We start from the raw sequence: 26,018 nt of genomic DNA, 5'->3' as shown, positions 1-26,018 counted from the left end.
CATGAAGATCCGTAAGGGCGACAACGTCCTCGTCATCTCCGGCCCCGACAAGGGTGCCAAGGGCCGCGTCATCGAGGCCTACCCGGCCCGTGACAAGGTGCTTGTCGAAGGTGTGAACCGCATCAAGAAGCATGTCGTGAACTCTGCTCCGGAGCGCGGTGCCGAGTCCGGCGGCATCGTGACCCAGGAGGCTCCCATTCACGTGTCCAACGTGATGGTCCTCGACTCCGACGGGAACCCGACCCGTGTCGGCTACCGTTTCGACGAGAACGGCAAGAAGATCCGCATCTCGCGACGGAACGGGAAGGATATCTGATGAGCGAGAACTACACTCCGCGCCTCAAGGCCCGCTACAAGTCCGAGATCCGCGACGAACTCAGCACCGAGTTCCACTTCGACAACGTCATGCAGATCCCCGGTGTCACCAAGGTCGTCGTCAACATGGGTGTCGGCGAAGCTGCCCGTGACTCCAAGCTGATCAACGGTGCGATCCGTGACCTGACCCTCATCACCGGTCAGAAGCCGCAGATCAGGGTGGCCAAGAAGGCCATCTCGAACTTCAAGCTGCGTGAGGGAATGCCCATCGGTGCCCGCGTCACGCTGCGTGGCGACCGTATGTGGGAGTTCCTGGACCGTCTGCTGACGGTGGCTCTGCCCCGAATCCGGGACTTCCGTGGTCTGTCCGACCGCCAGTTCGACGGACACGGCAACTACACCTTCGGTCTCTCCGAGCAGTCCATGTTCTACGAGGTCGACGTGGACTCCATCGACCGACCGCGTGGCATGAACATCACTGTGGTGCCCACCGCCACGAACGATGATGAGGGCCGTGCCCTGCTGAGGAAGCTCGGCTTCCCGTTCAAGACCGCGGAGCACCACGACTAGCACAGGGATCTCGCGGAGCCGGCTCGATCGGCTCCGGAGTGCCTGGACCCTGACCCCGCACCGGTTTCCCGGTGCGGGGTTTTCGTGTGTCCGCTTCCGTCGGGGCCCGTGTGTCCCCGGCCGGAACGGGTAGACGCCGGATATGCCGGAAGAGGGGTGGATGTAAGGGGCTCTCAGATAATCCCTGTTGCACATGTTAAGCATGATGCTAATGTGACTGGTGTTACCAGAGAGTTCTGCATCACAGTCCGGAGTCCCCGGCTGTGATGAAGAGTCTGGTGCACGGGAGTGACGTGGTGGTGAACGCCGGCATGTCATGAGGTGAAGGACAGCTGCGTCCCGGGTTGGTCCGGGCGTCCCACCGGCGCATGAGCAGGCGTTCCGCTCCGGGAGGCGACTGTACTGAACCCGCTCTCAACTGCACAGATGCGGGCGGGGGGATTTTTCTCCGGTCTGGACGTAACGCCCGACAACTGTGATAGATATACATGATGAGGCTTCTGCGCCGCTGCCGGCCGCAGACCCGGGCCGAGCCAGCGACCTGCCCGGACTGTCTCACCATGACAACGACGCTTCAGGATTAAGGTCAACAACGATATGAAGAAGCTCTTCCGCTCTGTGAGCGCCGCAGCTGTCGCCGCGGCCGCCGCACTCAGCCTCGGTCTCGGTTCCGGCCCTGCTGTCGCTGACCCCGCTCCGGCCCCTGCCCCCGCCCCCGCCGACATTCCGGTGCCGACGACGCCCGAACAGCTGCTCGAGCAGATCAGCCGGTACGCTCCTCCGGTCAGCTTCACCAATCCGCTGCAGGGAAGCGGCCCCAAGCAGCTCGTCACCTTCGGTGACTCCTTCACCGCGATCGCCGGAAAGAACGGGTCCCGGGGCGAAGAGCCGGGCCAGCTGCCCTGGACCTTCAACTGCTCCACCGACATGGACAACTGGCCCAAGGTCGCGGCACGTCAGGCCAATGTCAGCCTCGGCGACTGGTCCTGCAACGGCATGGGCGGGGCGCCGCTGGTCCAGCTGGTCGCCTACCTGGAGTCCGCCATCTTCTACGGTGACATCGGCCCCGGCACCAAGGACGTCGCGCTCATGTACGGCGGGATGGACACCTTCCAGTGGATCGACACCGCCGGACTGGTCTTCGGTTCCCAGCCCACCACCCCGGTCTTCGACGCGATGATGGCCTACGTCAAGCAGCGTGTCGAGACGGTCGCGCCCGGTGCCAAGGTCACGCTGCTGTCCTACCCGGAACTCGCCAACGGCGACGACATCTGCTTCGCGAACGTGTCCCCCGCCGTGATCGAGCGCTACCTGCCCGGCGTCACCGTCCCCGACTTCCCCGAGATCACCGCCAAGGTCACGGTCCCGGGTGCGAAGCACATCCAGGAGTCCCTGCGTGACAACATCAAGCACGCCGCCGACGTCAACGGACTGGGCTTCGTCGACATGTACCAGGCCACCATCGGTCACGGTCCGTGTAACCCTGTTCCGGCGGAACGCTACACCGTCGGCGTCGTCGACACGCAGGTGAGCACCATGCCGAACCACCCGACCTTCACCGGTTCCGAGGCGATGGGCAAGATCTTCGCCCAGCAGGTCTACAACCGCTAGCACCGGCTTCCCGACCAGTTTCCCCGGTCAGCTTCCCCGGTCACCAGGGGGAGCGGGGAGGGGAAGTCCGCGACGCGCTGAATGACACCGCCGCCGGCCCTCACAAGGGGCTGACGGCGGTGTTCTCTGTAGCCGAGGGCGTGCGGGGGAGTAACAGGTCACGCCCCGCGCGGACGGACGGCGGCGAGATCGTCCCTGTCCATGGCCAGACGGTAGCCACGCTTGTACACGGTCTGGATCAGGTCCGGCTCGCCGACTGCACTGCGGACCCTGGCGACCGTGACCTCCACCGCCCGCTCAGTCGTCGGACCGTCGCCCCATCCCTCGGGACGTCCACCGTGGATGCCCGACGACAGCTCCTCGGCGATCTCCGACCGTGACATCACCCGGCCGGGACGGGCCGCGAGAATCCTCAGGACATCGGAACCGGACCTTCCCAGGGCGTGGAAGGCACCGTCAAGAAGCGCTCCACCGGTACGCACATGCAACGGTCCGTAGGCAGTGGGGGTGGCGGTCTCAGGTCCGGCGAGCTGCTGCACCGTCTCCCGCACGAGAGCGCCGAGCCGGAATCTCTCGGGGACGACAACCTCCATGCCCCGGGCCCGGAGCGGGGACGCCGTGATCGGACCCACCGCACCGAACATGGTTCGCTCACCGGCCATCTGACGGACCGCGGGAAGAGTTCCGATCTTCTCCGCCGTCCGGAGCCAGGCCCGTGCCCCCGGTGCCGAGGTGAACAGGACCGCGTCAACCGAACCTGAGGCGACCATGCCGGTGGTCCTCGCGACCAGTTCGGGGTCCGGCGGCGGCCCCCAGCGGTAGACGACCAGACCGCGCACCCGGGCCCCGGCGTCCTCGAGGGTTCTCTCCATCGCAGGATCGCCCTCCCCGTGGTGCTGGATGACCACCCGCATCCCCCGGACGCCCTCGGCCAGCAGGAACTCGATGATCTCCGCGGAGGTCTCGGATTCGGCGACCCAGTCGATGTCCAGCCCGACCTGCTGTACAGCCCCGCGGGCCTTCGGACCTCTGACCAGAATCTGCGCGCGGCCCAGGGCCTCGATCAGCTGGTCCTGTGTGCCGTCCTGCTCGGCGGCGTCCATCCAGCCACGAAAGCCGACACCGGTGGTCACAACGACCTTGTCGGGCGGATCCGCGATAAGTCGGTGGGTCTCGTCGAGAAGCTCGGCGTCATCGAAATGGGGGGTGATGGTCAGTGACGGTGCCACCGTGGTCTCGGCACCGTGCCGTTCAAGGGCGGAGGCGAACTCCCCGGAACGTCGGTCGACCGGCAACAGGATCCGGCAACCGTCAAGGGCATGGGAGAGCTGGCGGGCGCCGGTCACACCGCCACCCCCCGGGTATCCGGCACGCGGAGCAGGTCCGGGACCTCAGGCATCCGACCCGGGCGTGCGTGCAGCGCAGGAGTTGTGGGCACCCCGGGCACCCCGGGTTCGGCGGATTCCCGGGGTTGTGCGGGGCCTCCGGGCCCGGGCACTGCCGGAGGTACTGCGGCGGGGTGACGGAGGTGAGGGTTCACAGCCTGGACGCTAGCGGCCTGACCGACCTGTGTCACCTCGGTGCTGCCGGAGCGGTCCCCGGCGGAGCCCGACCGACGCACCGGTGCCGTCGGCAGCAGACCCTTGTCCAGCAGGTCCCGGATGCGGTGACTGACGCCGGCTGTACGTCGGGGATCGGGTTCCCCGGAGGACAGGGTTCCGATGCTCACCCCGGCCCGGCTGACCGTCGCAGCGATTCGGGCAGATCCACGTGGGGCGCTCGCGGCGTCCACGCACCATATCCGGCGCTCGCGGCAGGCCCGGTCCACCATCTCGTCGACCTGCGGATCACCGGTTGCGGTGTGGACCAGCCACGCCCCGGCGAGGTCGGACTCCCGGAAGCCGCGGGGAATCCATGTGACGGTGCACCCGGATCGTCCGGGTGAAAGGGGAGGGCGTCCCCGGAGTGTGCGGCATGCCCCGTGGTCTCCGGGGGACCCAGGGGACCCGGGGGACCCGGCCCGGACGAGTGCTGCCGTGCGGGTGGTGATCTCCGGGGCGATGATGCGCAGGACCGCCCCCTCGCCGAGGAGACGTTCGGCACGTCGGGCGGTGACGTCACCACCGCCGACCAGGACGACAAGTCTGTCCCGGACGTCGAGTCCGGTCATCAGGAAAGTCACGGTGTTCCTCCGGGGTCGTTGAACCGCAGTGCGGTCTGCAGTGAGGGGTAGTCGCTGTGGGTCGTCGACTACGACGGTAGGGACCCCGGATTACACTGCCCGGTCACCTGCGCTACGGAACGGCGACAGACTCCGCACAACCGTGGCGACGGCGGTGTGAGATTTCCGTCGGGGGCTCGCCGGTGTCAGCGGACCAGGACCACCCGTCGAGGGCTGTCGGTGCCGTCGGTGACAGTCACCGTGAATGTCTCCAGGTGATGGTCGGGATCCTCGAGGGAACGTCCGTCGCTGAGCACGAAGCGTTGCTTGAGCAGGGGGGACGCCACGGTGCACTCCCCGTGGTGCTCGCCGACGATACCCCGGCTGATCACCGCCGCACCCGTGTACGGGTCGATGTTGGACACCGCGTAGACGGTGGGGAGGTCGCTGCTGCCGGGGGAACTGTCGTCACCGGTGGTTCTGCCGGCACGTCGGCGTCCCGGGGCAGGTATCCGGAACAGTGCGACCTGTGTCCCGTCGTCGAGCAGGACAGCCGCACCGAGATTGTCCTCCAGGTCGTCGAGGAGGCACACGGTGACGCTACGGTCGGTGGCAGGTGCAGTGGTCATGGGGAGGCTCTTCTCTGTGGTCGTTGCCTGTGGTCGTTGCCTGTGGTCGTGGTCTGTGGTCGCGTACCGGGCTGGTGCGGGGGGGGGGTGGCTCTTATACACATCTGACGCTGCCGACGAAGAGGATAGGTGGGGTCGAGGCGGGAGGGGTGGATCCGGGGTCACGGGCAGGCGCGTCGTCGGGGCGCTTAGGCGGACTTCCGGGCCAGCGGCGGCAGGCCGGGAAGCGGCAGCGGGACCTTGCGGCCGTCCTGCTCACCGAATCTGACAGTGGGGTCAGGGGACTCCGGTGCGTTGACGAAGGAGACGAATCGACGCAGCTTCTCCGGGTCGTCCAGGACTGCCCTCCATTCGTCGGTGTAGTCCGCCACATGCCTGGCCATGAACGCCTCGAGGTCTGCTGCGATGCCGAGGGAATCCTCGCAGACCACGTCACGGATGTGGTCGAGTCCGCCCTCGGTCGCCTCGATCCAGGCGGCGGTGCGCTGCAGCCTGTCGGCGGTGCGGACGTAGAACCCGAGAAACCGGTCGATGTACCGCACCAGGGTGATTTCGTCGAGGTCGGCGGCCAGGAGTTCGGCGTGCCGTGGGGTGGCTCCACCGTTCCCGCCGACGTAGAGGTTCCACCCGTGCTCGGTGGCGATGACGCCCACGTCCTTGGCCCTCGCCTCGGCGCACTCCCGCGCACACCCGGACACACCCATCTTCAGTTTGTGTGGACTGCGCAGGCCCCGGTACCGCAGTTCCAGGTCGACGGCCATCCTCACCGAGTCCTGCTGACCGTAGCGGCACCAGTCCGTGCCGACGCAGCTCTTCACAGCGCGCAGGGATTTGCCGTACGCCTGTCCGGACTCCATGCCGGCGTCCACCAGCCGTCGCCAGATCGCGGGCAGCTGTTCGACCCGGGCGCCGAACAGGTCGAGGCGCTGGGCCCCGGTGACCTTGAGGTACAGGTCGAAGTCGCGGGCGATCTCACCGATGACGATGAGCTGCTCCGGGGTGACCTGCCCTCCCGGCATCCGGGGCACGACCGAGTAGGAACCGTTGCGCTGGATGTTGGCGAGGAAGCGGTCGTTGGTGTCCTGCAGAGCCGCGTGGCCGTCGTCGAGGACATGGTGTGAGGAGTCGAGGATGGCGAAGATGGAGGCCATTGTCGGCTTGCAGATCTCACAACCGTGGCCTGTACCGAAACGCCGGATGAAGCGGGGGAAGTCCCTGATCCGGGTGGCGGCCGCGCATTCGAACAGTTCGGCCCGCGACTGGGGGAAGTGTTCGCACAGGGCCTTGGACTGTTCCACGCCTTCGGCGTCCAGCAGCTGTGACAGCAGTCCTACGCAGGATCCGCAGCTGGTGCCGGCCCGGGTGCAGGTCTTCAGGTCGGCGACGGAGCAGGCACCGTCGCTGACCGCACTGCGGATGTCGCGCTTGGTGACGTTGTTGCAGGAGCAGATCTGTGCGTCGTCCGGGAGAGCCGCCACCCCCACTCCGGCGGGGGCCCCGTCGCCGGCCGGGGTGATGAAGGTCAGCGGGTCGGACAGGGGGGAGCCGACCATGGGACGCAGCATGGCGTAGGAGGAGCAGTCACCGACCAGGACGCCACCGAGCAGCACCGACCCTGTACTGTCCATGACAAGCTTGCCGTAGATGCCGCCCACAGGGTCATTGACGGTGAGGGGGCGGGCACCTTCGGTGGTGGCGTGGGCGTCGCCGAAGCTCGCGACGTCGACGCCGAGGAGTTTGAGTTTGGTGGACATGTCGGGGTCGCGGAACGGTTCGGGTTGTCTGCCGGTGAGCCGGTCTGCGACGATTTCCGCGGTCGAGTAGCCGGGGGCGACAAGTCCGTAACACATGCCGTCGACGGCGGCGCACTCTCCCACGGCGCTGATGTGAGGGTCGGGTGTGCGGCACATCCTGTCGACGAGGAAACCGCCTCGGGGTCCCCGGGGCAGGGGTTCAGGTACGGCGGCGTCGGCGAGGGTGTCGATGGGGCGGACTCCGGTGGAGAAGACCACCACGTCGACAGTGAGCGGGGTGACAGGTGGGGCGGCGTCGGGGAAATCCTGCGCGGAGGCGGAGGGTGACAGGGTCAGGGCGAGGCGTCCCCCCTCATCGGAGATGAGGTCGGTGGCGGTGTTGACGTGGACCCGGACGCCCAGGTCCCGGACCTTCTCCGCCAGCAGGACGCCGCCGTCCGGGTCGACCTGCAACGGCATGAGCCGGGGCGAACGTTCGATGATGTGGGCTTCTGCCCCGAGCAGCCGCAGGGCGTTGGCTGCCTCGAGTCCGAGCAGTCCGCCGCCGATCACCGCGCCGCGGGGGGAGAGTCCCCGGGCCCGGGCGTCCTCCACCATGCGGCGGATGTCGTCGATGTCGTCGATGGTCCGGTAGACGGTGCACCCGGGGAGTTCATGACCGGGCACCGGGGGGACCCAGGCGTAGGAACCGGTGGCGAGCACCAGGTTGTCGTACTCCACGGTGCGGGAGTCTTCACAGGTCACGGTCTGCGAGGTGCGGTCGATTCCGGTGGCGCGGGTGTGCAGGACCTCGACCTGTCCCGGCAGGTCAGGCAGCGGCGGAAGCTCGAGGAGCTCCCGGTCCCAGCTGCCGACGTAGCTGGACAGCGCCACCCGGTCGTAGGCGTGGCACCGTTCCCCGGAGATCACGGTGACGTGCGCCGTGGGATCCCGGTCGAGCAGTTCGGTGGCGGTGCGGTGACCCACCATCCCGAATCCGACGATGACGGTCCGGGGGTTTGTGTGCGGGTTCACCGGGGAAGTCGTCTCAGCTGTGGTCATGTCTGGGACGCTAGGCTTCTCAGATCAGGAACGGCACAGATGAGAGCAGTGTTTTACGGTCGGTTCACGGCGGGGGGAGGGGTGCGGGAACTCCGACACAGCCCCGAAACACGGTGCCCGGGACGGAAATGTCGGGCCCGGTCCGGTGCACCTCTCCGGGCACCCTGCTGGGTGCACCTTGCTGGGTGCACCTTGCTGGGGGGTACACGTCGCCGCAGGCACGCGTGACCGTCAGTAGACGTCACGGACGTAGCGGTGCTCGGCGGACATGCGGGCGACGAACTCCCCGGCCTCACCCTCGCCCATCCCGCCCTGTTCAGCGATGATGCGGCGCAGGGTCCTGTCGACGTCCCGTGCCATCCGCGCGGCGTCCCCGCAGACGTAGACGTGGGCGCCGCGGTCGATCCACTCCCACAGGTCACGGCCCTGGTCCCGCATCCTGTCCTGGACGTAGACCTTCTCCGCCTGGTCCCGGGAGAACGCGGTCGACAACCTGGTCAGCGTACCGTCACGGTTCATCGTGGTGAACTCGTCCCGGTAGAGGAAGTCCGTGGCCTCGTGGCGTTCCCCGTAGAACAGCCAGTTCTTCCCGGTGGCACCCGAGCCGCGGCGTTCGTGGAGGAAGCCGCGGAACGGGGCGACACCGGTACCTGGACCGATCATGATCATCGGCGCGTCGGGACGCTCCGGTGGACAGAACCTGCGGTTCGGCGAAATGAACAGACGGACCGGGTCACCGGGTGAGAGTCCGGCAAGCCACCCGGAGCACACGCCGCGGCGGTAGCCGCCGGTGGAGGTGAACCCGACGGTCGACACGGTGACCTCCACCTTGCCCGGGTCCGTCAACGGTGACGAGGAGATGGAGTAGAGCCGGGGGCGCAGGGCCGGCAGCGCTTCCAGCCACTCTGCGTCACCGGCCGTGACGGGGAAGGACGCCAGGACGTCGCAGAGCTGACGTCCGTGGGAGAACGTCCGGAGTGCCTGCGCGTCACCGGCCAGAGCCCCCAGCCCGGCAGCGGGACAGTGTCTGTCGATCAACCTCAGTGCCTGTGGTGACACCGAGGTGATGTCCAGTTCGCCGGTGAGTGACTCCACCAGGTCCGGGGTCGGGGTCATGCCGGTACGGGCGAGGAACTCCGCGACGACGGAAGGGTCGTTGCGCGGCCAGATCCCGAGGGCGTCCCCGACACTGTAGGTGAGTGTTCCAGGTGGCAGGTCGAAGGTGTACCTGCGGACCTCCCGCCCGGTCTCCTCCAGTGTCCCTGCGGTCAGTCTCGTTGACGCGCTCAACCTGGTGGTCAGCGGGTTCCTCCTGGACCACTGTCCTGTCCCGGCGGTCGTGGCCGCACCGGTGGTCGTGGCCGCACCGGTGGCCCGGGGACCGGTGGAGGTCACCGCCCCGGCGTCCCCGCCCAGCGCCCCGATGACCCGGGCCACCCACTCTGACGCTGTGGTCTCGAAATCCGGTTCGCAGGACGCCCTCGGCACTGTCGCCTCTGCGCCGAGCTCGGCGAGCCGCGTGTCGAGGCGTCGGGCGAAGCCGCAGAAATCGGCGTAGGAGGAGTCACCGAAACCGAGGACGGAGTACCGGGTGGACGACAGGTCATGGTCAGCGGAGGTGAGCAGGTCCCACAGGGCGGTGGCATTGTCGGGGGCCTCGCCGTCACCGGTGGAGGAGACGATGAACAGGACAGTTCCGGCGAGGTCACGGACACCGACCGACTCCGCGCAGCGTGCCCGCGCCGGGATCCCCGCCGCGGACAGTGCGGAGACCACCGCGGGGACATGGTCCTCGACGGTTCCGGTCTGGGAGGCCCACACCACCGTCACAGCTCCGTCATCCGCATCGCCGTCCTGCCCGGACCTGGCACCGGGTTCCGTGGCGTCCTGCCTGCCCCCGCCCGGTGCCGGGGCAGTCTCGATGACCTTCACCGACACGGCGCAGGCCTTGAACGCCGGCTGGAGGGACTCCGGGTCCACGGCGTCACTGGTCACCGTGTTGACCGGGGTGTCCCGGTAGTGCATCGGGATGAAGAGGGTCCCCGGGGCGGTGTCGTCGGAGACCAGCGCCCGGGCGGACACCTTCCCCCTGCGAGAGGTGACCTCCACCAGATCCCCGTCGCAGATACCTGCCGATCCGGCGTCGACATTGCTGACCTGCACAAAACTGGAGGGGTTGAGCTTCATGAGCTTCGACACCCTCCCGGTCTTGGTCATCGTGTGCCACTGGTGAGGGAGCCGCCCGGTGGTCAGTATGAAGGGGAAGTCGGCGTCCGGCTCCTCGTGCAGGGGAAGGAAGGGACGGGGGATGAACCGCGCCCGCCGGTCCGGGGTGGGGAAGGCCAGCCGGGGGACCCTGCCGTCGGGGGTGACGTGGAGGCGCTGGCTGACACCGTTGTTGAGGTAACGCACCGGATTACGGGGACCGCACCCCGGTGCGGCGGGCCACTGCACCGGCCCGTCGGACAGGCGGCGGTGGTCCACGCCCCGCAGATCCCACCCGGTACGGGGATTGTGGAACTTCCTGATCTCGTCGAACACCTCCGCGGCGCAGGAGAAGTCGAAACCGGGGAACCCCATCTCACGTGCGACACGGCAGATCAGCTCCCAGTCCGCGAGAGCCTCCCCAGGGGGGTCGGCCACCGGCCGGGTCAGGGTCAGGCCCCGTTCGGAGTTGACCATCACCCCGGGGGTCTCCGACCACATCGCCGCGGGCAGGACCGCATCGGCGTGTGCGGCCGTCTCCGTTCCGGCGTAGGCGTCCTGGACGACAACGTAGTCGGCGGCGTCGAGGGCGGCGGTGACGCGGTCGCGGTTGGCCACCGACGCGGCAGGGTTGGTGCAGATCACCCACACCGCCCTGACGTCTCCACTGTCCAGGGTACGGAACAGGTCGACGGTCCCGCCCCCCAGCCTGGTGTGCAGGGTGCCCGGCGGCAGCTGCCAGATCCTCTCCACCTCGGCACGGTCCCCGGGATCGAGTACTGTCCGCTGGCCCGGCAGACCGGGGCCCATGTACCCCATCTCCCGACCACCCATGGCGTTGGGTTGCCCGGTCAGGGAGAAGGGCCCGGCACCGGTACGGCAGATTGCCCCGGTCGCCAGATGGAGGTTGCACAGGGCGGTGGTGTGCCAGGTGCCGTGGACGGACTGGTTGAGCCCCATGGTCCACAGGCTCACGAACTTCCGGGTCCCGCCGATCCAGGACGCCGCGGTCCGCAGATCCTCGACGGGCACCCCGGTGATCTCCGAGACGGTGTCCGCCGGATAGTCGGCCAGGATCCCGGCCATGTCCTCCCACCCGTCGGTGAACTCGTCGATGAAGGCCCGGTCGGTGTCCCCGGCGTCCACGACCAGTCTGAGCAGGCCGTTGAGCAGGGCCATGTCCGTGCCGGGGCGCACGGCCAGGTGGAGGTCGGCCTTCTTTGCCGTGGCGGTACGGCGGGGGTCCACGACGATGAGTTTCGCCCCCTGTCTGACCCTGTCCATGAGTCTCAGGAAAAGGACGGGGTGACAGTCCGCCATGTTCGCGCCTGCGACGAGGAACACGTCGGCGTGGTCGATGTCGTCGTAGGAGCCGGGAGGCCCGTCGGCACCGAGTGACTGTTTGTATCCGGTGGCGGCGCTGGCCATGCACAGCCGCGAGTTGGACTCGATGAGGTTGGTGCGGAAGTGACCTTTGGCCAGCTTGTTGGCGAGGTACTGGGCCTCGGTGGACATCTGTCCGGACACGTAGAGGGCCACGGCGTCGTCACCGTGGGCGCGTCTGATGTCGGTGAAACGGGCGGCGATCTCCGAGACGGCCTCGTCGGTGCTGACCGGTCGACCGTGCAGGAGGGCCGTGGTCTGCCTGCCGCCGGCGCGCAACAGATCCGCGGTGGTGGTTCCCTTGGTGCACAACCTGCCGTGGTTGGCGGGATGGTCCGGTGTGCCCCGTGAGGTGAGGACGCCGTGCGCGTCGATGTCGAGGGTCAGTCCGCAGCCGACCCCGCAGTATCCGCAGACGGTGTCCACTGTTCTGGTTGCGCTCATGTACCCGGACGCTAAGTCGCCGGTGTTGCGGTGCGGTCTGGTCCGGGTTACCGGGACGGGAAAAGGATCTCACTGCCCCACGGTGTCCGGCGAGAGGCGCCGCACCCGGAGACCGGCGCCGGTGTGCGGAGGTCGACATCTGTGCCGCACCCGGGTGTCAAACCCAGGAAACACTGTCCTACCTGCGGTGAAGTTCCTGTTTCCGAGTTTCCTGCGGTGTCGGTGACTGCCTATACCTGGAAATCGTCATCAGAAACCGTCATCATCTCCCTCTCAGACAGGAGTCTCCCGTGGCTGTGTCATCCCGAGTCCCGCCCAGTACCGCCAACAGCACCCGTGCCAGTGCCCGTGCCACTGCCCGTGCCACTATCCGGCCCGGTGCCGGAGGCACGTCCCGACCGGACCTCGAGGTCTCCGGGGGACGGTGGATCACCGACTGGCGTCCCGAGGACCCCGACTTCTGGAACGGGCCGGGGCGTCCAACCGCCAGACAGAACCTCATCTGGTCCGTGTTCTGTGAGTTCCTCGGTTTCGCGGTGTGGCAGATGTGGTCGGTCACCGTCATCTTCCTTCCCCGGGCAGGCATCGACCTGACATCGTCCCAGCAGTTCTGGCTGGTGTCCCTGCCGCCGCTCATCGGCGCGGCCGCCAGGATCCCCTACAGTTTCACCGTCCCGGTGTTCGGCGGGAGGAACTGGACAGTCATCTCCGCCCTGCTCCTGCTCATTCCCACGGTGTCCACGACACTGGCGTTGGCGGCGGGCAACCCTCCGGTGTGGCTGCTTTTCGTCATCGCCGCCACGGCGGGACTCGGGGGAGGTAACTTCGCCAGCTCCATGTCGAACATCACCTTCTTCTACCCGAAGTCGGAGAAGGGGCAGGCTCTCGGCATCAACGCCGCCGGAGGCAATCTCGGTGTCGCCGTCGCGCAGCTCGTCATCCCGGTCGCTGTCTCGGTCTTCGCGTTCGGGACCTTCGACCCCAACCTTCCGATGGCCGGGCTGATCTGGATTCCACTGATCCTCGTGGCGGCCTGGGGTGCCCACCGGTACATGCACAACATCGCCGACGCCAGGAACGACATCCGCGGGTCCCTCTCGGCGCTGAAGGAGAAGCACCTGTGGATCATCTCCTTCCTCTACGTCGGTGCCTTCGGATCCTTCATGGGCTTCGGTTCGGTGTTCCCCACACTGATCAAGAACCAGTTCCCCGACTTCTCCTCCTTCACGGTCCTCGGAGCCAGTCTGACCCTGGCCTTCCTCGGGCCGCTGGTCGGATCCCTGTCCCGGCCCTACGGGGGAAGGCTCGCCGACCGGGTGGGCGGGGCGAAGGTCAGCATCGTCGTCTTCCTCTGCATGGCCCTGGTCACCACGGTGATGGTGCTCACCCTCGACAGCATCAGCTTCGCCGTGTATCTGGTGCTCTTCCTGGTTCTGTTCACCCTCACCGGACTGGCCAACGGGTCCGTCTACCGGATGATCCCCACAGTCTTCGAGCTGTCCGTACCCGCCGACGATCCGGTCGGCCATGAACGCAAGAGTGCGGCGGCCCTGGGGTACATCGGTGCGGTCGGTGGTTTCGGGGGCTTCGTCATCCCGCAGGTGCTGAACCTGTCCAAGAACGCGACGGGCAGTTTCAGCACCGCGTTCTGGGTGTTCGCCGCGGCCTACCTGGTGATGGCGGGCGTCACCTGGGCGGTGTACCACCGGCCCGGGACCCGATTCGCCGCGGAGAATGTCTGACCGGTCTCACCGGGTGAGCAGCAGTTCCGCGGCGGCGGTGAGTTCGTCCCGTACCGCGGCAAGATCCCGGTCCGTGGCCGTGTCGAGGAGGGTCATGATCGTCTGGTGGGCCCGGCCCCGGTGGGCACGGTCCTCGTCGTCCCAGTCACCGGACAGGTGTGCGGTGATCAGATGGGCGTCGTCGTCGAGCACGAGCGCGGCGTCCGTGGTCGAGTCCGCCGCAGCTGTCGTCGCGTCGATGTAGTCCGAGACGATTCCACGCAGTTCGGGGGGCAGTGGGGCAGACGGTGTGGTCATGCACCCCAGTCTTACGTCGGTGCCCGGGGGCGTGCAACCGGTGGGACACACTCCTCTCCGCAGTCGGAGCAGGCCCACGGGCACGCAGACCGCAGCACCGGCAGGGCGCCGCCGGCAGACCGCAGCGCCGGCAGGGCGCCGCCGGCTATCCGCCGATGGCGCTCATCGTCCGCTCCGGTTGCACGTATCCGGGATCGTCCAGCGTCACCCCGTCGGATCCGTAGGCCCGTGGCTTCAGCCGCATGGCGCCCGCCCACACGTCGGCGATCTCCCGGTCAGAGGCACCGGAGCGCATGACCGACAGCAGGTCGGTCTCCTGTCTGGAGAACAGGCAGCTGCGAACCCGGCCGTCGGCGGTGACACGGGTACGTGAACATGACGCACAGAAGGACTCTGTTACCGAGGCGATGACGCCGACCTTGCCGAGGACCGGGGCGTCCTGCCCGGCGGTGGTCTTCTCCCGAACCTCCCACAGCTGGGCGGGTGCCGATCCCCGGGGTGCAGGATCGGGGGTCAGGTCGAACCGCTCCGACAGCCTTCCACGCACCTCGGCACCGGAGATGAGGTTGCGGCGGGCCCAGTTGTGGTCCGCGTCCAGGGGCATCTGTTCGATGAACCTCAGCTGGTAGCCGCGCTCGAGACACCAGGCGAGCAGGTCGGCGGCGCCGGTGTCGTTGACCCCCCGCATGAGCACGGCATTGACCTTCACCGGGTCGAGGCCCGCAGCCTTGGCCGCCGCCAGACCCCGGATGACCTGGGGGAGACGGTCGCGCCGGGTCACCCGGGCGAAGACCTCCCTGTCGACCGTGTCGAGGGAGACGTTGACCCGGGTCAGTCCGGCGGCGACGAGTTCGTCGACGCGCTTGTCGAGGTTGATGCCGTTGGTGGTGAGGGACACCGGAACATCGGGGTGCAGTGAGCGGAAACCGGCGATGATGTCGGCCAGGTCGCGGCGGACCAGCGGTTCTCCGCCGGTGAAGCGGACGTCGCGGACGCCGAACACCCGGACGCCGATGTCGGCGATCCTCACGGCCTCGTCGGCGGTGAGCAGGGCGTCCTTCTTCAGCCAGGTCATGCCTTCTGCGGGCATGCAGTAGGTGCAGCGCAGGTTGCACTTGTCGATCAGGGAGATCCGGAGATCGTCGGCGACCCGTCCCCACCGGTCGGACAGCTGCCGGGCCGGGGCGCCGGTCGCCGGCGGGACAGGGGTCGGGAGAACTGTGGTCACGGGGAAGTCACTCTCCCTTCTCTGGCGGGCACCGGTGGTGCACGGCCGTGGTCTCCGGTTGCGCCGAACGGTCGTCAGGCGTCTCCGTTCGCTGGTCAGGGGGTCTGACCGGTGGGTCCGACGGGAACTCGTCCCGCCCTGCGGATACAGTAGGCCACTGTAACCCCCGGCCGCGAAAGCGACAACGGGAGCGAATTTTCCAGTCAGTTTCCCGAGATGACATCCGGAGGGCCTCCCATGTTCAGATCCGTCGCGTTCAGATCCGTCCGTCTGCCACGAACCGCCGCCGTCGTCGTCGCACTGTGCGCCGCTGTCGTCCTGCTGCTGTCAGGCTGCACGAACTCGCAGCGTGACAGCAGCGGCACGAGCCCGGCGTCCGCGGCACAGGACGGTCAGGACGGTCAGGAGGACGCCGCCGTCACCGTCTTCGCCGCTGCGTCATTGAAGAACGTCGGCGACGAACTCGCCGCCGCCTTCGTCGCCGACGGGCACCCCGGAGCCCGGATCACCTGGAACTACGCCGGATCGTCCAAGCTGGTGCAGCAGATCGGGCAGGGCGCGGAAGCCGACCTGTTCATCAGTGCCGACGAGGAAAACATGGCGGAGGCCCGGAAGCTCGACGAGTTCCGGGACGCCGACCCGGTCGTCGTCGCCACCAACCGGCTGGTGCTGGCCACCGCCCCCGGGAACCCCGGTTCACTCACCTCGCTCGACGACCTGAAGACGGACCGTGAGCTGCGCATCGCCCTGTGCGCCGACGGGGTGCCCTGCGGCACGCTGGCGCACCGCTACCTCGACTCCGCCGGGGTGACCCTGGAGTCCCCCACGGAAGAGGCCAATGTCTCCGACGTGTCCACGAAAGTCTCGGCAGGGGACGTCGACGCCGGGTTCATCTACTCCACCGACGCCCAGGCACTGCAGAAGAACCTCCGCCCGGACCAGGGGAAGGTCGAGACCTTCGACATCCCCGGAATCGAGGACAACCGCTACCCGGCGGCCCTGACCACCGGGGGCTCGCAGAACCGGACCGCACAGGAGTTCCTCGACTGGTTGACGACCGACCGCGCCCGCAGTATCCTCGCCGGCTACGGTTTCGGTGCCGCGTAGCGACGGGACTGTGTCACGGCGATGAAGGACAACCGTTCCGGTGACGGGCCCCGGGCTGCGACAGCGGTGCCTGCGGCCCTCGTCGTCGTGGCGTTCGTCGCGGTGCTGTTCCTGCTCGGGCCGCTGGTCGCACTCCTGCTGAACATTCCGTGGGCCCGCGCGGTGGAACTGGTCACCGGTGCCGGGGCAGTGGAGGCTTTCGGACTGTCGCTGACGACCGCGGCAGTGTCGACCGTCCTGTGTATCGTCCTCGGACTTCCGTTGAGCCTCTGGCTGGTCGAGCTGATCCGCCGGCGTCCCCCACTCGGCGACGCGGTGACCCTGGTCGTCTACGCGCCACTGGTCCTGTCCCCGGTGGTGTCGGGGCTGTCGCTGGTGTTCCTGTGGGGACGGCACGGACTGATCGGAGAATGGCTGGACACGGTCGCCGGCGTCCGGGTCGCCTTCACCCCGCTCGCAGTCATCGTCGTGCAGGTTTTCGTCTCCCTCCCCTTCTTCGTCTCCACCACGGTCACCTCGTTGCGGGCTGTTCCCGCTGTCGTCCAGGAGGCCGCACGTGTCGACGGCGCCTCGCGTTGGCAGGTCCTCGGCCGGATCACGGTACCGCTGGCGGGCCCGGGGATCGCGGCAGGCACCGTCCTGGGGTTCGCCAGGGCCCTGTCCGAGTACGGCGCAACCCTCACCTTCGCGGGTAACGTCGCAGGGGAGACCAGGACGATCCCCCTTCTCATCGAACTCGGTCTGAGTTCCAACGACATGGACCAGGCCCTGGGCGCCTGCATCCTGCTTCTCGGCATCTATGTGCTGGTTGTCGGCGGGATCGCCACGACCACCCTGCTGGGACGGAGACGCTGAGACCATGGAGAAAGGCCGCACCAGAACCACGCGTGAACATGTGGACGCCGTCCGCGCACTGCTCGACCCCGCGAGGTTGACGCCGGTGGTGGACATGCCTGTCGCGTCAGCCGTCGGACTGCCGCTCGCCGCGGACGTCCCCGCCACGGAGGACTCGCCCCGGTTCGACAACTCCCAGATGGACGGCTACGCCCTCGGGACGGCGCATCTGGGCGGGGGGACTTTCGGTGTGGGGCCGACCGTTGCGGCGGGGGCGGACCCGGGCCTGGTCGTCCCCGCCGGGGTGGAGGACGCCGTGGTGCCTGTGATGACCGGTGCGAAACTTCCCGCCGGCACTGCCGCGGTCGTGCCGGTGGAGGACTGCGTCCCCGGAGAGTTCGGCGTGGGGACCGTGACGGTACCGCCGACGGTGGGGGGCAGGTTCATCCGGCCCCGCGGATCGGACATCGCCGCCGGGTCGGTGCTGCTGCGGGCCGGTCATGTCGTCAACGCCCGCACCGTCGGGGTGTGCGCGGCGCAGGGGATCACCCGTCTGCCGGTGCGCAGGCCCGCCCGGGTCCTCATCTGCACCGGTGGTGACGAGGTCGGCGACGGAGGGGGTGCGGGATCCGGCGTGGCGATGATCAGGGACGCCAACGGTCCGATGCTCGAGGCCCTGTGTGCCCGCCACCGGATCACGGTCGCCGGACATGTGCGCACCACCGATGATCCGGTGGCCTTCGGCGTCCTGCTGCGGGCGGCGGTCCGCCGTCACGGGCCTGACCTGGTCGTCACCAGCGGGGGGATCAGTCACGGGCGGTTCGAGGTGGTGCGGCAGCTGCTCTCCGACGGGCCGGACGCCTGGTTCGGGCATGTCGCCCAGCAGCCGGGAGGCCCGCAGGGTCTGGCGTCCTTCGACGGCACCCCGGTGGTGTGTCTGCCGGGCAACCCGGTCTCCACCGCCGTGAGTTTCCGCCTCTTCGTCGCCCCGGTGTGCGGGGTGGCCCCGGAGGCCGCGACCGCGGTCCTGGACGCCCCGGTGTCAGGGCTTCCGGAGCGGGACTGCTACCACAGGGCGGTCCGCACGGTCGTCGACGGCGTGGTGCGGGTCCGGCCGGTGGGAGGGGCCGGATCCCACCTGCTGGCACAGTCGGTGGCCGCGGACTGTCTCCTGCACGTGCCGGCGGGCCCGCCTCCGCGACCCGGTGACGTGGTCACCGTTCTCGGACTGTGACCCTGCCGCCAGCCGCTGTGACTGGGCCGGTGTGCGTGGGCCGGTGTGCCCGGCCGGAATGTAGCGTGTAGCCCATGCTCCTGACCCAGCTCGCATACTTCGAGGCGCTGGCCCGCGAACGGCATTTCGGCCGGGCGGCGGCGTCCTGCTACGTCACGACGTCGACACTGTCCGAGGCCGTCCGGAAACTCGAGGCAGAGGTCGGTACTCCGCTGGTGAACCGGAGCCGCTCGTCGTTCCAGGGTCTGACCCCGGAGGGCGAACTCGTCCTCGGGTACGCCCGCCGGATCACCGCGGACCAGCGACATCTGGAGGAGGATCTGGCAGCGGCCCGCGGTCAGCTTGTCACAGTTCTGCGGGTGGGGGTCGTCCCGGCCGGCTCGGGGTGGGCCGCCGAGGTGCTCGCCAGACTCGGCCGGAGACACCCGGGTGTCCGGTTCGACATCCGGTCCGGGGTCCGCAGTGAGGAGATCATCGAGGACCTCAGGTCCCACCAGCTGGATGCAGGAATCATCCACACAGCCCCCGGAGGGGTGCGGGGCCTGCACGTCACCGCCCTGGGCACGGTGCGATTCTCCGTGGTGGGCACCGGACACGCGTTTCAGCGTGAGTTCGGGCAGGTGCCGTCCCGCATCACCGGCAGTGAACTCTCCCGTCTGCCGGTCGCTCTGCTGTCGCCCCGGATGCTCGCCCGTGAGGAGTTCGACCGGGCCGTGCAGGACAGTGGGGTGACGGTGACGCCGGTGGTCGACGCGGACTCCGTCGGGTCACTGCTGTCATGTGCCGCGACGGGGCAGTGGTTCTCCGTCGTGCCCGAGGGTGACGGGCAGGGGGACGGACTGTGCCGGGTCCCGTTGGTCGACCCCGAGGTCCGTCTCGGCACAGCCGTAGCCAGGCTGGACACCAGGCCGGTACCGGGTATCGCCACCGCCGTGGACCTGGCGGCGGAGGAGACCGGCGACGCTGTGGCGTCCGACCCCTGTTCACATCCCCCGGTGGGGTGAGGGTACGGTCACTGGGCGTGAACCATGACGTTTCAACCGGTACAGCACAGACCGAGAAGCCGTCCTCCCCGGACGGTGCGATGAACACGGCGGCAGACGCCGCGATCCGGAAGAAATCCGGACTGTTCGCTGACGACCCCCTGCGCTACGGCGTCCGGGCGGTACTCGCAGGAGCGTACCTCACACTCGGGACCGCCTTCGCGGTCGTCGCCGGAGACGCGGTCAACGACGTGGCACCGGGACTCGGCCCCGTGGTGTTCGGGATGTGTTTCTTCATCGGTCTGGCGATGATCCTCCAGGTGGGGGCGGAACTGGCGACCGGGACGATGATGTTCATGGTGTTCGGCGCGGTCCGCGGGCACCTGAGCTGGGGGCGTGCCGTCAGCATCATCATGTGGACGGTCGTGCTCAACCTGGTCGGCGCCGTACTTGTCGCCGTGATCCTCGGACAGTCCGGGAAAATGGGCGGGCTGGGGGCGGACCATCTGCTGGCGACCCTCTCGGACGGGAAACTGCACAAGGGACCGTGGGGCGTCCTCTCAGAGGGGATCCTGGCGAACTGTCTGGTGAACGTGGCCATCCTCGGTGGCCTGACAATGAAGGACTACGCCGGGAAGTTCCTCTTCATCCAGTTCGTCATCGGCGCATTCGTCGTGCTGGGACTGGAGCACGTCATCGCCAACTTCTCCCTGTTCACTCTTTCCCTGTTCTGCCTCGGGGACGGCTTCGCCTCAGGCGCCGACGTCCTGCCGTCGTTGACCTGGTCGAATGTGCTGGACAACTGGGGGATGGCCTTGCTGGGCAACTTCATCGGCGGCGGACTGATCATCGGCGGACTCTACTCGTGGCTCAACCACGGCTCGTCGCAGGGGGCACGGCTCTACCGGGACTGAGCCGGGACACCCGGTGCTCACAACCGGAGGAACTGCACCTCGGCACCGGCTGCAAGCCCGGACGCCGGGACGACGAGCAGGACATCCCCGGTCGCGTACCCGGTGAGCATGTGCGAGTGCGCCCCGGCGACAGGTGAACAGACTCCGTCGGCTCCGATCCGGGCGGGGACCAGCCTGATCCGGTCCCGGTTCAGTGGGGGAAGCTCCACGGCGCACACCCCGGTCGACAGGGCGGCCGGGGCGAACCGGGTGGACGGGGTGACGGTGTCCCGGCCCTCCGGCGTGCCGGCGCCCGGTACCCCCGCACCAGCTGTTCCCGTCCCGTCCGCAGTCCCCTCCTCAAACCCCTCCGTACCAGCGGCGATGAATGCTGCGACCGCGGGTGCGACGAAGGAGTGCAGGGCCACATGGGCGGCGAAAGGATTCCCGGGAGCGCCGACGATCAGCTGGGAGCCCCGTCGAGCGAGCAGCGTCGGGTGCCCCGGCCGGCACCGGACCTCGGTGGACAGGATCTGCCCGTCCGCCCCCGCGTCCCTGACCGACCGGGTGATGAAACGTCGTGCGAAATCCTGGCCGGAATGCCCGGACCCCCCGGTCACCACGACAATGTCGGCATCCAGGGTCGACGGACGGCGCAGCAGGTACTCCACCGCCACCGGGTCGTCGGCGACGGACTCGGTCGTCACCGCTCCCGACCCCCAGGACCGCAGCAGGGCGGGGAAAGACACGGAGAAGGCGTCACGCACCTCACCCGGCCCCGGGACCCCTGAATGCACCACCTCGTTACCGGTGAAGGCACAGACCACCTGCGGTCCACGTGTGACCTCCACTGTGTCGACACCGGCGGTGCACAGCATCGCGACATGTCGGGCGGTGAGCCTCGTGCCCGGTTCCACGAGCAGTGACCCCGCGGAACGTTCCTGACCGGCGGGCCGGATGTCCCGGCCCGGTTCCGGGTGCGCGGCATGGAGGATCCTGCCGTCGCAGGGGACCTCGGCGTCCTCGGGACGGACCACCGCCTCCGCCCCGTCGGGGAGCAGGGAACCGGTGAGCACCGGGAGAGCCTCACCGGGGCCCAGGGTTCCGCCGGCGCGGTGGATGTTCCGCCCCGCGGGCCCCTCCACCGGTGCGGCGAGCAGCCTCCACGGTCCGGCACCTCGGACGGCGTACCCGTCCATCGCCGAGGACGTGTAGTGGGGGACGTCAGTGGGGGAGAGCACGGGGGACGCGACGGTCCTGCCGACAGCCTCATCCACCCCGACCGTGGCGGTACCGCGCCGGCCGTGTGACAGGACCGCGGACACCACCGCGTCCCGCGCGTCGAACCAGGTCAGAATTCTGTCCGGTGACTCCGTCACGACCTACCCTTCCTTTCCGGGCGTGTGCCCGTGCGTGCGGCGGTGGGTGAATCCGTGCTCCAGGGCGTCTTCCCAGGTGTCGACATCCGCGACGGTCGCGGCAGACATCCGGATGACCGGGAGGTCGAGTGCCCTGATGATCCGCATGACAGGGGCATCGACGAGGTTCCCGGAGCAGGCTGCCCTCAACTGCCCGGCTGGTGCCCGGAAGATCAGCGGCTGGAGGTGCCCGTCCGCCGACACCACCCCGGGCCCGGTCAGGCCCGCCACCACCGCCTCCGGGCGGGCCAGGTCGGCGGGCAGGACAATGACGTCGCCGGTGAAGTCCGGAGGCAGAGCGCCGACACCCGCCGCGATTCCCGTCGCCGGCCCCGCCAACGGCGGATCCTCACGCACCAGGGTCACGTCCGCCGGCAGCGGTACGGGTCCGGAGACGACGATGCGTCCACGGCAGCTTGTGCCCCCGCCGCGGCCCCCCCCCCCCCGGGCGCCCCCCCCCCCGGCCCGGACGGGGGCCCCCCACGGGGGCCCCCCCCCGGGCCCGTCCCCTCCCCCGCCGCCCGGGCCCCCGGCGGCGGGTGCCCCCCCAGGCCGGGCCCCTCGTGGGGAACCCCCCCCCCCCGGACCGCCGTGGCCGCGGCGTTCGCCCGGCGATCAGCAGCCTCATTCAACGGATGCCCCGCGTGCCCCTTGACCCACTCGACCCGGACCCGCCTGCCCTTGAGCGCGGCGTCGATCGCCTGCATGAGCTCCACATTGAGCACAGGACGCCCGTCACGTTTCTTCCAGCCCCGTCGTTTCCANGGCTTGACGGGGACCGGGGCGGGGGCGGAGGCCCGGAGGCGTTCACCGGTGCCGCCGGCGACGATCACTGCGAACACGGGGACCTACCCTCCGGCGAAAGGTGGAAGGACATCGACTCTGGCAACTTTACCCAGGTCGACGGACGCCGCGGCGTCACGGGTGACCGTCCGCCCGTCGACGAGGAAACTGCACCGGTCGAAGATCTGTCCGAGCGTCATGCCGCCGGCAGTCGCACCGGTGTGCGTTGCCCCGAGGATGTCCAGCAGCTCCGCCAGTGTGGCCGGCACAGCGGCCCCGTCGAGTTCCTCCCGTGCGACCCCCCGGGCGGCCCGGGCGGCGGCGAAGTAACGGATCTCAACCATGGTCGTCCAGTGTAGGCGGGACGCCGGAGTTCCGTGGGGCCGGTACCCCGCAGATCATGCCCCTGTGCAGCTCACCGGCGTGGGTGGTGGGTGGACCGGTCGACCCGCCTCCACGTGTTCCGGAGCCGGTGGCGACCGCGTAGGCTCGACTGACATGGCAGACCCGACGGCAGACCTTTCCCTCAGTGACGTCACTTCCGGAGAGCCCGGCAGGCCCGGAGATCCCGGAGATCCCGGAGTGCCCGGCGGCACGGCCGTTTCCCGGACCGTCTCCGGGGCCCCTGACGACCGGGGGACCGGTGGTCTCACCCACGTCCGTGAGGACGGTTCCGCCCACATGGTGGATGTCACCGGCAAGAACGAGACCAGCCGCACCGCCGTGGCCACCGGCAGGGTCCGTACCCGGCCGGACGTCCTCGACATGGTCTTCGCCGACGACAGTGAAGGACTGCCCAAAGGTGACGCCCTTCCCGTCGCCCGCGTCGCCGGGATCATGGGTGCGAAGAAGACCCCGGAGATCATCCCCCTGTGTCACCCACTGCCACTGGGGAAGATCACCGTCGACTTCCGGCGGGAGGACGCCGCCACCCACGGTGCCGACGCGGTCCGCATCCGGGCGTCAGTGAAGACCCGCGGGGTCACCGGAGTGGAGATGGAGGCGCTCACCGCGGTGACCACAGCCGCACTCACCGTCTACGACATGATCAAGGCCGTGGACAGGCACGGCGTCATCGACGATGTCCGGGTGCTGGCGAAGTCCGGGGGAAAGTCCGGGTCGTGGGATGTCCGTGATGCACCGGCTGACGGTTGGGGTGACGGTTCGGCTTACGGTCCGACTGACGGTCCGACCGGCGGTCCGGTCAGCGGCCCCCACGGGGAGGGTGCATGACCACCGCCCTCGTCATCGTCGCCTCCACCCGTGCAGCCGCCGGAGAATACACCGACCGCACCGGTCCGGTGCTGGTCGAGTGGCTGCGGGGCCGGGGCCTGACGACCCCGGACCCGGTCGTCGTCGCCGACCGGGACATCCCCGGCTTCCTCGGCGACCTCTTCGCCGGTGACCCACCCACGGTCATCCTCACCACCGGCGGTACGGGCATCAGCCCCGGCGACCGCACGGTCGCCGCAGTGAAGCCCCACCTCACCCACGAGCTTCCCGGACTCCCGGCCGCAGTCTGGCGTCGGGGGCAGGACGCCGGCGTCCCCACCGCCCTGCTGTCCGGCGGGGTCGCCGGAGTGGTCGGCCGGTCCTTCGTCATGACCCTGCCGGGTTCCACCGGCGGTGTGGCGGACGGCGTCGCCGTGCTCGACCCGGTGCTCAGCCACCTCATCGACCAGCTGGAAGGAGAAGGCGACCATGAGTGACCGCAGCAGTACAACCGGCCCTGACCCCGCCTATGTCGCAGAACAGACCGGTGTCGTCGTCCACACCGCCGTCTGCGGTTCACCGCTGGAGGACCGTATCGCCTCAGCCAGGGAAGTGACGGGCACCCCGGCCATGGGTGCCGTCGTCACCTTCGAGGGAACAGTCCGCGACCACGACAACGGCTCTGGGGTCACACGGCTCAACTACACCCACCACCCGACCGCGCCCGAGGTGCTCGCACGCATCGCGGCCGAGACCGTCGACGAGTTCCCCGAGATCCGGCTGTGGGCGGAGCACCGTACCGGGACACTGGACATCGGGGACCTGGCCTTCCTGGTCGTCGTCGCGGCAGCCCACCGCGGCCCCGCCTTCGAAGCTCTGGCGTCCTTCACCTCCAGGGTGAAATCGCAGGTGCCGATCTGGAAGGAACAGGAACACACCGACGGCTCCACCGGATGGGTGGGACTGTGATGCAGGACCGCACCCCGGGAACCCCGGTGGACGTCCCCAGGTTCCGACGCCAGATCTCTCTCGCAGGGTTCGGTATGGAAGCCCAGGAGAAACTCGCCGCCTCACGGGTCGCGGTGATCGGTGCGGGAGGACTGGGCTCGCCGGCCCTGCTGTACCTCGCCGCCGCCGGTGTCGGCGCACTCACCGTCATCGACGACGACACCGTCGAACTGAGCAACCTTCACCGCCAGGTCATCCACACCGACGCCGCGGTCGGGTACCGCAAGGCCCGTTCGGCGCGCCGGGAGATCCTCGCCCGCAACCCCGGCGTGCAGGTCGACGTCGTCGAGGACAGGCTCACCGTCGGCAATGCCGTGGAACTGCTCCGTGACGCCGATGTCGTCGTCGACGGCACGGACAATTTCGCGGCACGGTACGCAGCATCACACGCCTGCGCCGTCCACGGGACCGCCCACGTCTGGGCGTCGATCCTCGGTTTCGACGCCCAGCTCTCCGTGTTCGGCGTCCCCGGGGCGGACGGCACCGCCGGCCCGGTGTACGAGGACGTCTTCCCGTCCCCGCCGCCGGCCGGCACCGTACCTTCCTGCTCGACTGCAGGCGTCCTCGGCCCGGTCGTCGGGGTCGTCGGCACAGCCATGGCACTGGAGGCGGTGAAGGTCCTGACGGGGGTGGGGACGCCACTGTCGGGGCAGATCGGCTACTTCGACGGGCTGTCGGGCAGGTGGGAGTACATTCCCGTGTCCGCGGACCCTGCGGTGGCACAACGCGTGAAGGACGCGCCGACGCCTGTCCCCGGGGAGTTCGCGGCGGAGCCGTCGGAGGGTGCAGAACCCGACGGCAGGGACCGGCCCGGCCAGCCCGGTGTGCCCGGTGTGGCAGGCCTGCCCGACCTGGACGGTGCAGTGCTCATGGATGTCCGGGAACCCGACGAGTACACGGCAGTCCACATCCCCGGTGCGGTGAACGTCCCCCTGTCCGTGCTGCGGACGGGAACGGCCGCTGCGGGCGACGAGGTCACCGCACTTGCCCGTGAGGCACGCGAGTCCGGGCGTCCTCTCGTCGTCTACTGCGCATCCGGTGTGCGCTCGGCACGTGCCGTCGAACTCCTCGCCGGTGGCGGTATCACCGCGGTCAGTTACCCCGGAGGTATCGAAGCCTGGCTCGCACAGCGCTAGGCCGGTGTCCGGGACCATGTGGGGGGACGG

Annotated in this window: 23 protein-coding genes and 1 pseudogene; 13 read left to right on the top strand and 11 right to left on the bottom strand. The window is 68.9% G+C overall.

All coding sequences use genetic code 11. The features are described from left to right. Position 1: 1 nt before the first annotated feature. The 3 genes from rplX (at position 2) to E0E18_RS05975 (ending at position 2,496) form a co-directional block, all read left to right on the top strand. Positions 2 to 316, top strand: coding sequence for a 50S ribosomal protein L24 (gene rplX, locus E0E18_RS05985; protein WP_066584301.1), 315 nt, complete (start codon positions 2 to 4; stop codon positions 314 to 316). Beyond that, complete coding sequence (rplE, locus tag E0E18_RS05980) at positions 316 to 885, top strand: 50S ribosomal protein L5 (RefSeq protein ID WP_130839743.1); 570 nt, start codon at positions 316 to 318, stop codon at positions 883 to 885. Before rplX ends, rplE begins: the two co-directional genes overlap by 1 nt. Positions 886 to 1,482: 597 nt before the next feature. Continuing rightward, entirely contained in the window at positions 1,483 to 2,496 is a 1,014-nt protein-coding gene (locus E0E18_RS05975; RefSeq protein WP_130839741.1) for an SGNH/GDSL hydrolase family protein, read from the top strand. 158 nt (positions 2,497 to 2,654) lie between these two features. On the opposite strand, the gene E0E18_RS05970 is transcribed toward E0E18_RS05975, so the two are convergent. The 5 genes from E0E18_RS05970 to E0E18_RS05950 form a co-directional block, all read right to left on the bottom strand. Beyond that, positions 2,655 to 3,842, bottom strand: coding sequence for a uroporphyrinogen-III synthase (locus E0E18_RS05970; protein WP_066584282.1), 1,188 nt, complete (start codon positions 3,840 to 3,842; stop codon positions 2,655 to 2,657). Beyond that, positions 3,839 to 4,678, bottom strand: a complete 840-nt coding sequence (locus E0E18_RS05965) for a precorrin-2 dehydrogenase/sirohydrochlorin ferrochelatase family protein (RefSeq protein ID WP_130839739.1) — start codon at positions 4,676 to 4,678, stop codon at positions 3,839 to 3,841. The genes E0E18_RS05970 and E0E18_RS05965 overlap by 4 nt, the downstream gene beginning before the upstream one ends. Before the next feature lie 185 nt (positions 4,679 to 4,863). Continuing rightward, positions 4,864 to 5,286: a nitrite reductase (NAD(P)H) small subunit gene (locus tag E0E18_RS05960; protein ID WP_066584268.1), complete on the bottom strand. Its 423-nt coding sequence runs from the start codon at positions 5,284 to 5,286 to the stop codon at positions 4,864 to 4,866. 188 nt (positions 5,287 to 5,474) lie between these two features. After that, positions 5,475 to 8,081, bottom strand: a complete 2,607-nt coding sequence (gene nirB, locus E0E18_RS05955) for a nitrite reductase large subunit NirB (RefSeq protein WP_130839737.1) — start codon at positions 8,079 to 8,081, stop codon at positions 5,475 to 5,477. Between the two features lie 231 nt (positions 8,082 to 8,312). Continuing rightward, complete coding sequence (locus tag E0E18_RS05950; protein ID WP_130839735.1) at positions 8,313 to 12,113, bottom strand: bifunctional nitrate reductase/sulfite reductase flavoprotein subunit alpha; 3,801 nt, start codon at positions 12,111 to 12,113, stop codon at positions 8,313 to 8,315. 290 nt (positions 12,114 to 12,403) lie between these two features. On the opposite strand from E0E18_RS05950, the gene E0E18_RS05945 reads away from it, so the two are divergent. After that, complete coding sequence (locus E0E18_RS05945) at positions 12,404 to 13,855, top strand: MFS transporter (protein ID WP_237559649.1); 1,452 nt, start codon at positions 12,404 to 12,406, stop codon at positions 13,853 to 13,855. Positions 13,856 to 13,861: 6 nt separating this feature from the next. Here the strand turns inward: E0E18_RS05945 and E0E18_RS05940 are convergent, their stop codons facing one another. Continuing rightward, positions 13,862 to 14,152 carry a hypothetical protein gene (locus tag E0E18_RS05940; RefSeq protein WP_130839733.1) on the bottom strand — a complete coding sequence of 97 codons (291 nt, stop codon included), beginning with the start codon at positions 14,150 to 14,152 and terminating at the stop codon, positions 13,862 to 13,864. A 145-nt stretch (positions 14,153 to 14,297) separates the two neighbouring features. Beyond that, on the bottom strand, positions 14,298 to 15,380 hold the full coding sequence (gene moaA / locus E0E18_RS05935; RefSeq protein ID WP_130839731.1) for a GTP 3',8-cyclase MoaA: 1,083 nt from the start codon (positions 15,378 to 15,380) through the stop codon (positions 14,298 to 14,300). A gap of 237 nt (positions 15,381 to 15,617) precedes the next feature. On the opposite strand from moaA, the gene modA reads away from it, so the two are divergent. The 5 genes from modA to E0E18_RS05910 all read left to right on the top strand — a co-directional run bounded on the left by modA (position 15,618) and on the right by E0E18_RS05910 (position 20,452). Then, a complete protein-coding gene (gene modA, locus E0E18_RS05930; RefSeq protein WP_130839728.1) occupies positions 15,618 to 16,487 on the top strand; it encodes a molybdate ABC transporter substrate-binding protein in 870 nt (289 codons plus the stop codon). A gap of 21 nt (positions 16,488 to 16,508) precedes the next feature. Then, positions 16,509 to 17,342 (top strand): molybdate ABC transporter permease subunit, encoded by an 834-nt coding sequence (locus tag E0E18_RS05925; protein WP_130839726.1) that lies wholly within the window; start codon positions 16,509 to 16,511, stop codon positions 17,340 to 17,342. A gap of 4 nt (positions 17,343 to 17,346) precedes the next feature. Further along, a complete protein-coding gene (locus tag E0E18_RS05920) occupies positions 17,347 to 18,555 on the top strand; it encodes a molybdopterin molybdotransferase MoeA (RefSeq protein WP_130839724.1) in 1,209 nt (402 codons plus the stop codon). Between the two features lie 74 nt (positions 18,556 to 18,629). Continuing rightward, complete coding sequence (locus E0E18_RS05915; protein WP_130839722.1) at positions 18,630 to 19,559, top strand: LysR family transcriptional regulator; 930 nt, start codon at positions 18,630 to 18,632, stop codon at positions 19,557 to 19,559. Positions 19,560 to 19,639: 80 nt separating this feature from the next. Further along, on the top strand, positions 19,640 to 20,452 hold the full coding sequence (locus E0E18_RS05910) for a formate/nitrite transporter family protein (RefSeq protein WP_066586006.1): 813 nt from the start codon (positions 19,640 to 19,642) through the stop codon (positions 20,450 to 20,452). 17 nt (positions 20,453 to 20,469) lie between these two features. Here the strand turns inward: E0E18_RS05910 and E0E18_RS05905 are convergent, their stop codons facing one another. The 4 genes from E0E18_RS05905 to E0E18_RS05890 form a co-directional block, all read right to left on the bottom strand. Next, positions 20,470 to 21,810 (bottom strand): molybdopterin molybdotransferase MoeA, encoded by a 1,341-nt coding sequence (locus E0E18_RS05905; protein ID WP_237559648.1) that lies wholly within the window; start codon positions 21,808 to 21,810, stop codon positions 20,470 to 20,472. Between the two features lie 3 nt (positions 21,811 to 21,813). Further along, complete coding sequence (locus E0E18_RS05900; RefSeq protein WP_130839720.1) at positions 21,814 to 22,215, bottom strand: glycosyltransferase family protein; 402 nt, start codon at positions 22,213 to 22,215, stop codon at positions 21,814 to 21,816. Continuing rightward, positions 22,212 to 22,565 (bottom strand): RNase H family protein, encoded by a 354-nt coding sequence (locus E0E18_RS14320; RefSeq protein ID WP_272914258.1) that lies wholly within the window; start codon positions 22,563 to 22,565, stop codon positions 22,212 to 22,214. Before E0E18_RS14320 ends, E0E18_RS05900 begins: the two co-directional genes overlap by 4 nt. 132 nt (positions 22,566 to 22,697) lie before the next feature. Next, the gene (locus E0E18_RS05890; protein WP_130839715.1) at positions 22,698 to 22,976 is read right to left on the bottom strand and encodes a MoaD/ThiS family protein; all 279 of its coding nucleotides are present in this window, start codon (positions 22,974 to 22,976) and stop codon (positions 22,698 to 22,700) included. A 337-nt stretch (positions 22,977 to 23,313) separates the two neighbouring features. Between E0E18_RS05890 and moaC the strand changes: the two are divergent. The 4 genes and pseudogenes from moaC to E0E18_RS05870 form a co-directional block, all read left to right on the top strand. After that, a pseudogene (gene moaC, locus E0E18_RS05885) lies at positions 23,314 to 23,763 on the top strand (cyclic pyranopterin monophosphate synthase MoaC); the annotation flags it as partial. Positions 23,764 to 23,861: 98 nt separating this feature from the next. Continuing rightward, positions 23,862 to 24,341, top strand: a complete 480-nt coding sequence (locus tag E0E18_RS05880; RefSeq protein ID WP_066584222.1) for a MogA/MoaB family molybdenum cofactor biosynthesis protein — start codon at positions 23,862 to 23,864, stop codon at positions 24,339 to 24,341. Beyond that, positions 24,334 to 24,813: a molybdenum cofactor biosynthesis protein MoaE gene (locus E0E18_RS05875; RefSeq protein WP_066584220.1), complete on the top strand. Its 480-nt coding sequence runs from the start codon at positions 24,334 to 24,336 to the stop codon at positions 24,811 to 24,813. The genes E0E18_RS05880 and E0E18_RS05875 overlap by 8 nt, the downstream gene beginning before the upstream one ends. Continuing rightward, on the top strand, positions 24,813 to 25,988 hold the full coding sequence (locus tag E0E18_RS05870; protein ID WP_227871185.1) for a ThiF family adenylyltransferase: 1,176 nt from the start codon (positions 24,813 to 24,815) through the stop codon (positions 25,986 to 25,988). Before E0E18_RS05875 ends, E0E18_RS05870 begins: the two co-directional genes overlap by 1 nt. The last annotated feature ends 30 nt before the right edge of the window (positions 25,989 to 26,018 follow it).

The organism is Corynebacterium neomassiliense, from assembly GCF_900626215.1.
GTDB classification, from domain to species: domain Bacteria; phylum Actinomycetota; class Actinomycetes; order Mycobacteriales; family Mycobacteriaceae; genus Corynebacterium; species Corynebacterium neomassiliense.
This window is presented reverse-complemented; position numbering and strand designations above follow the sequence as displayed.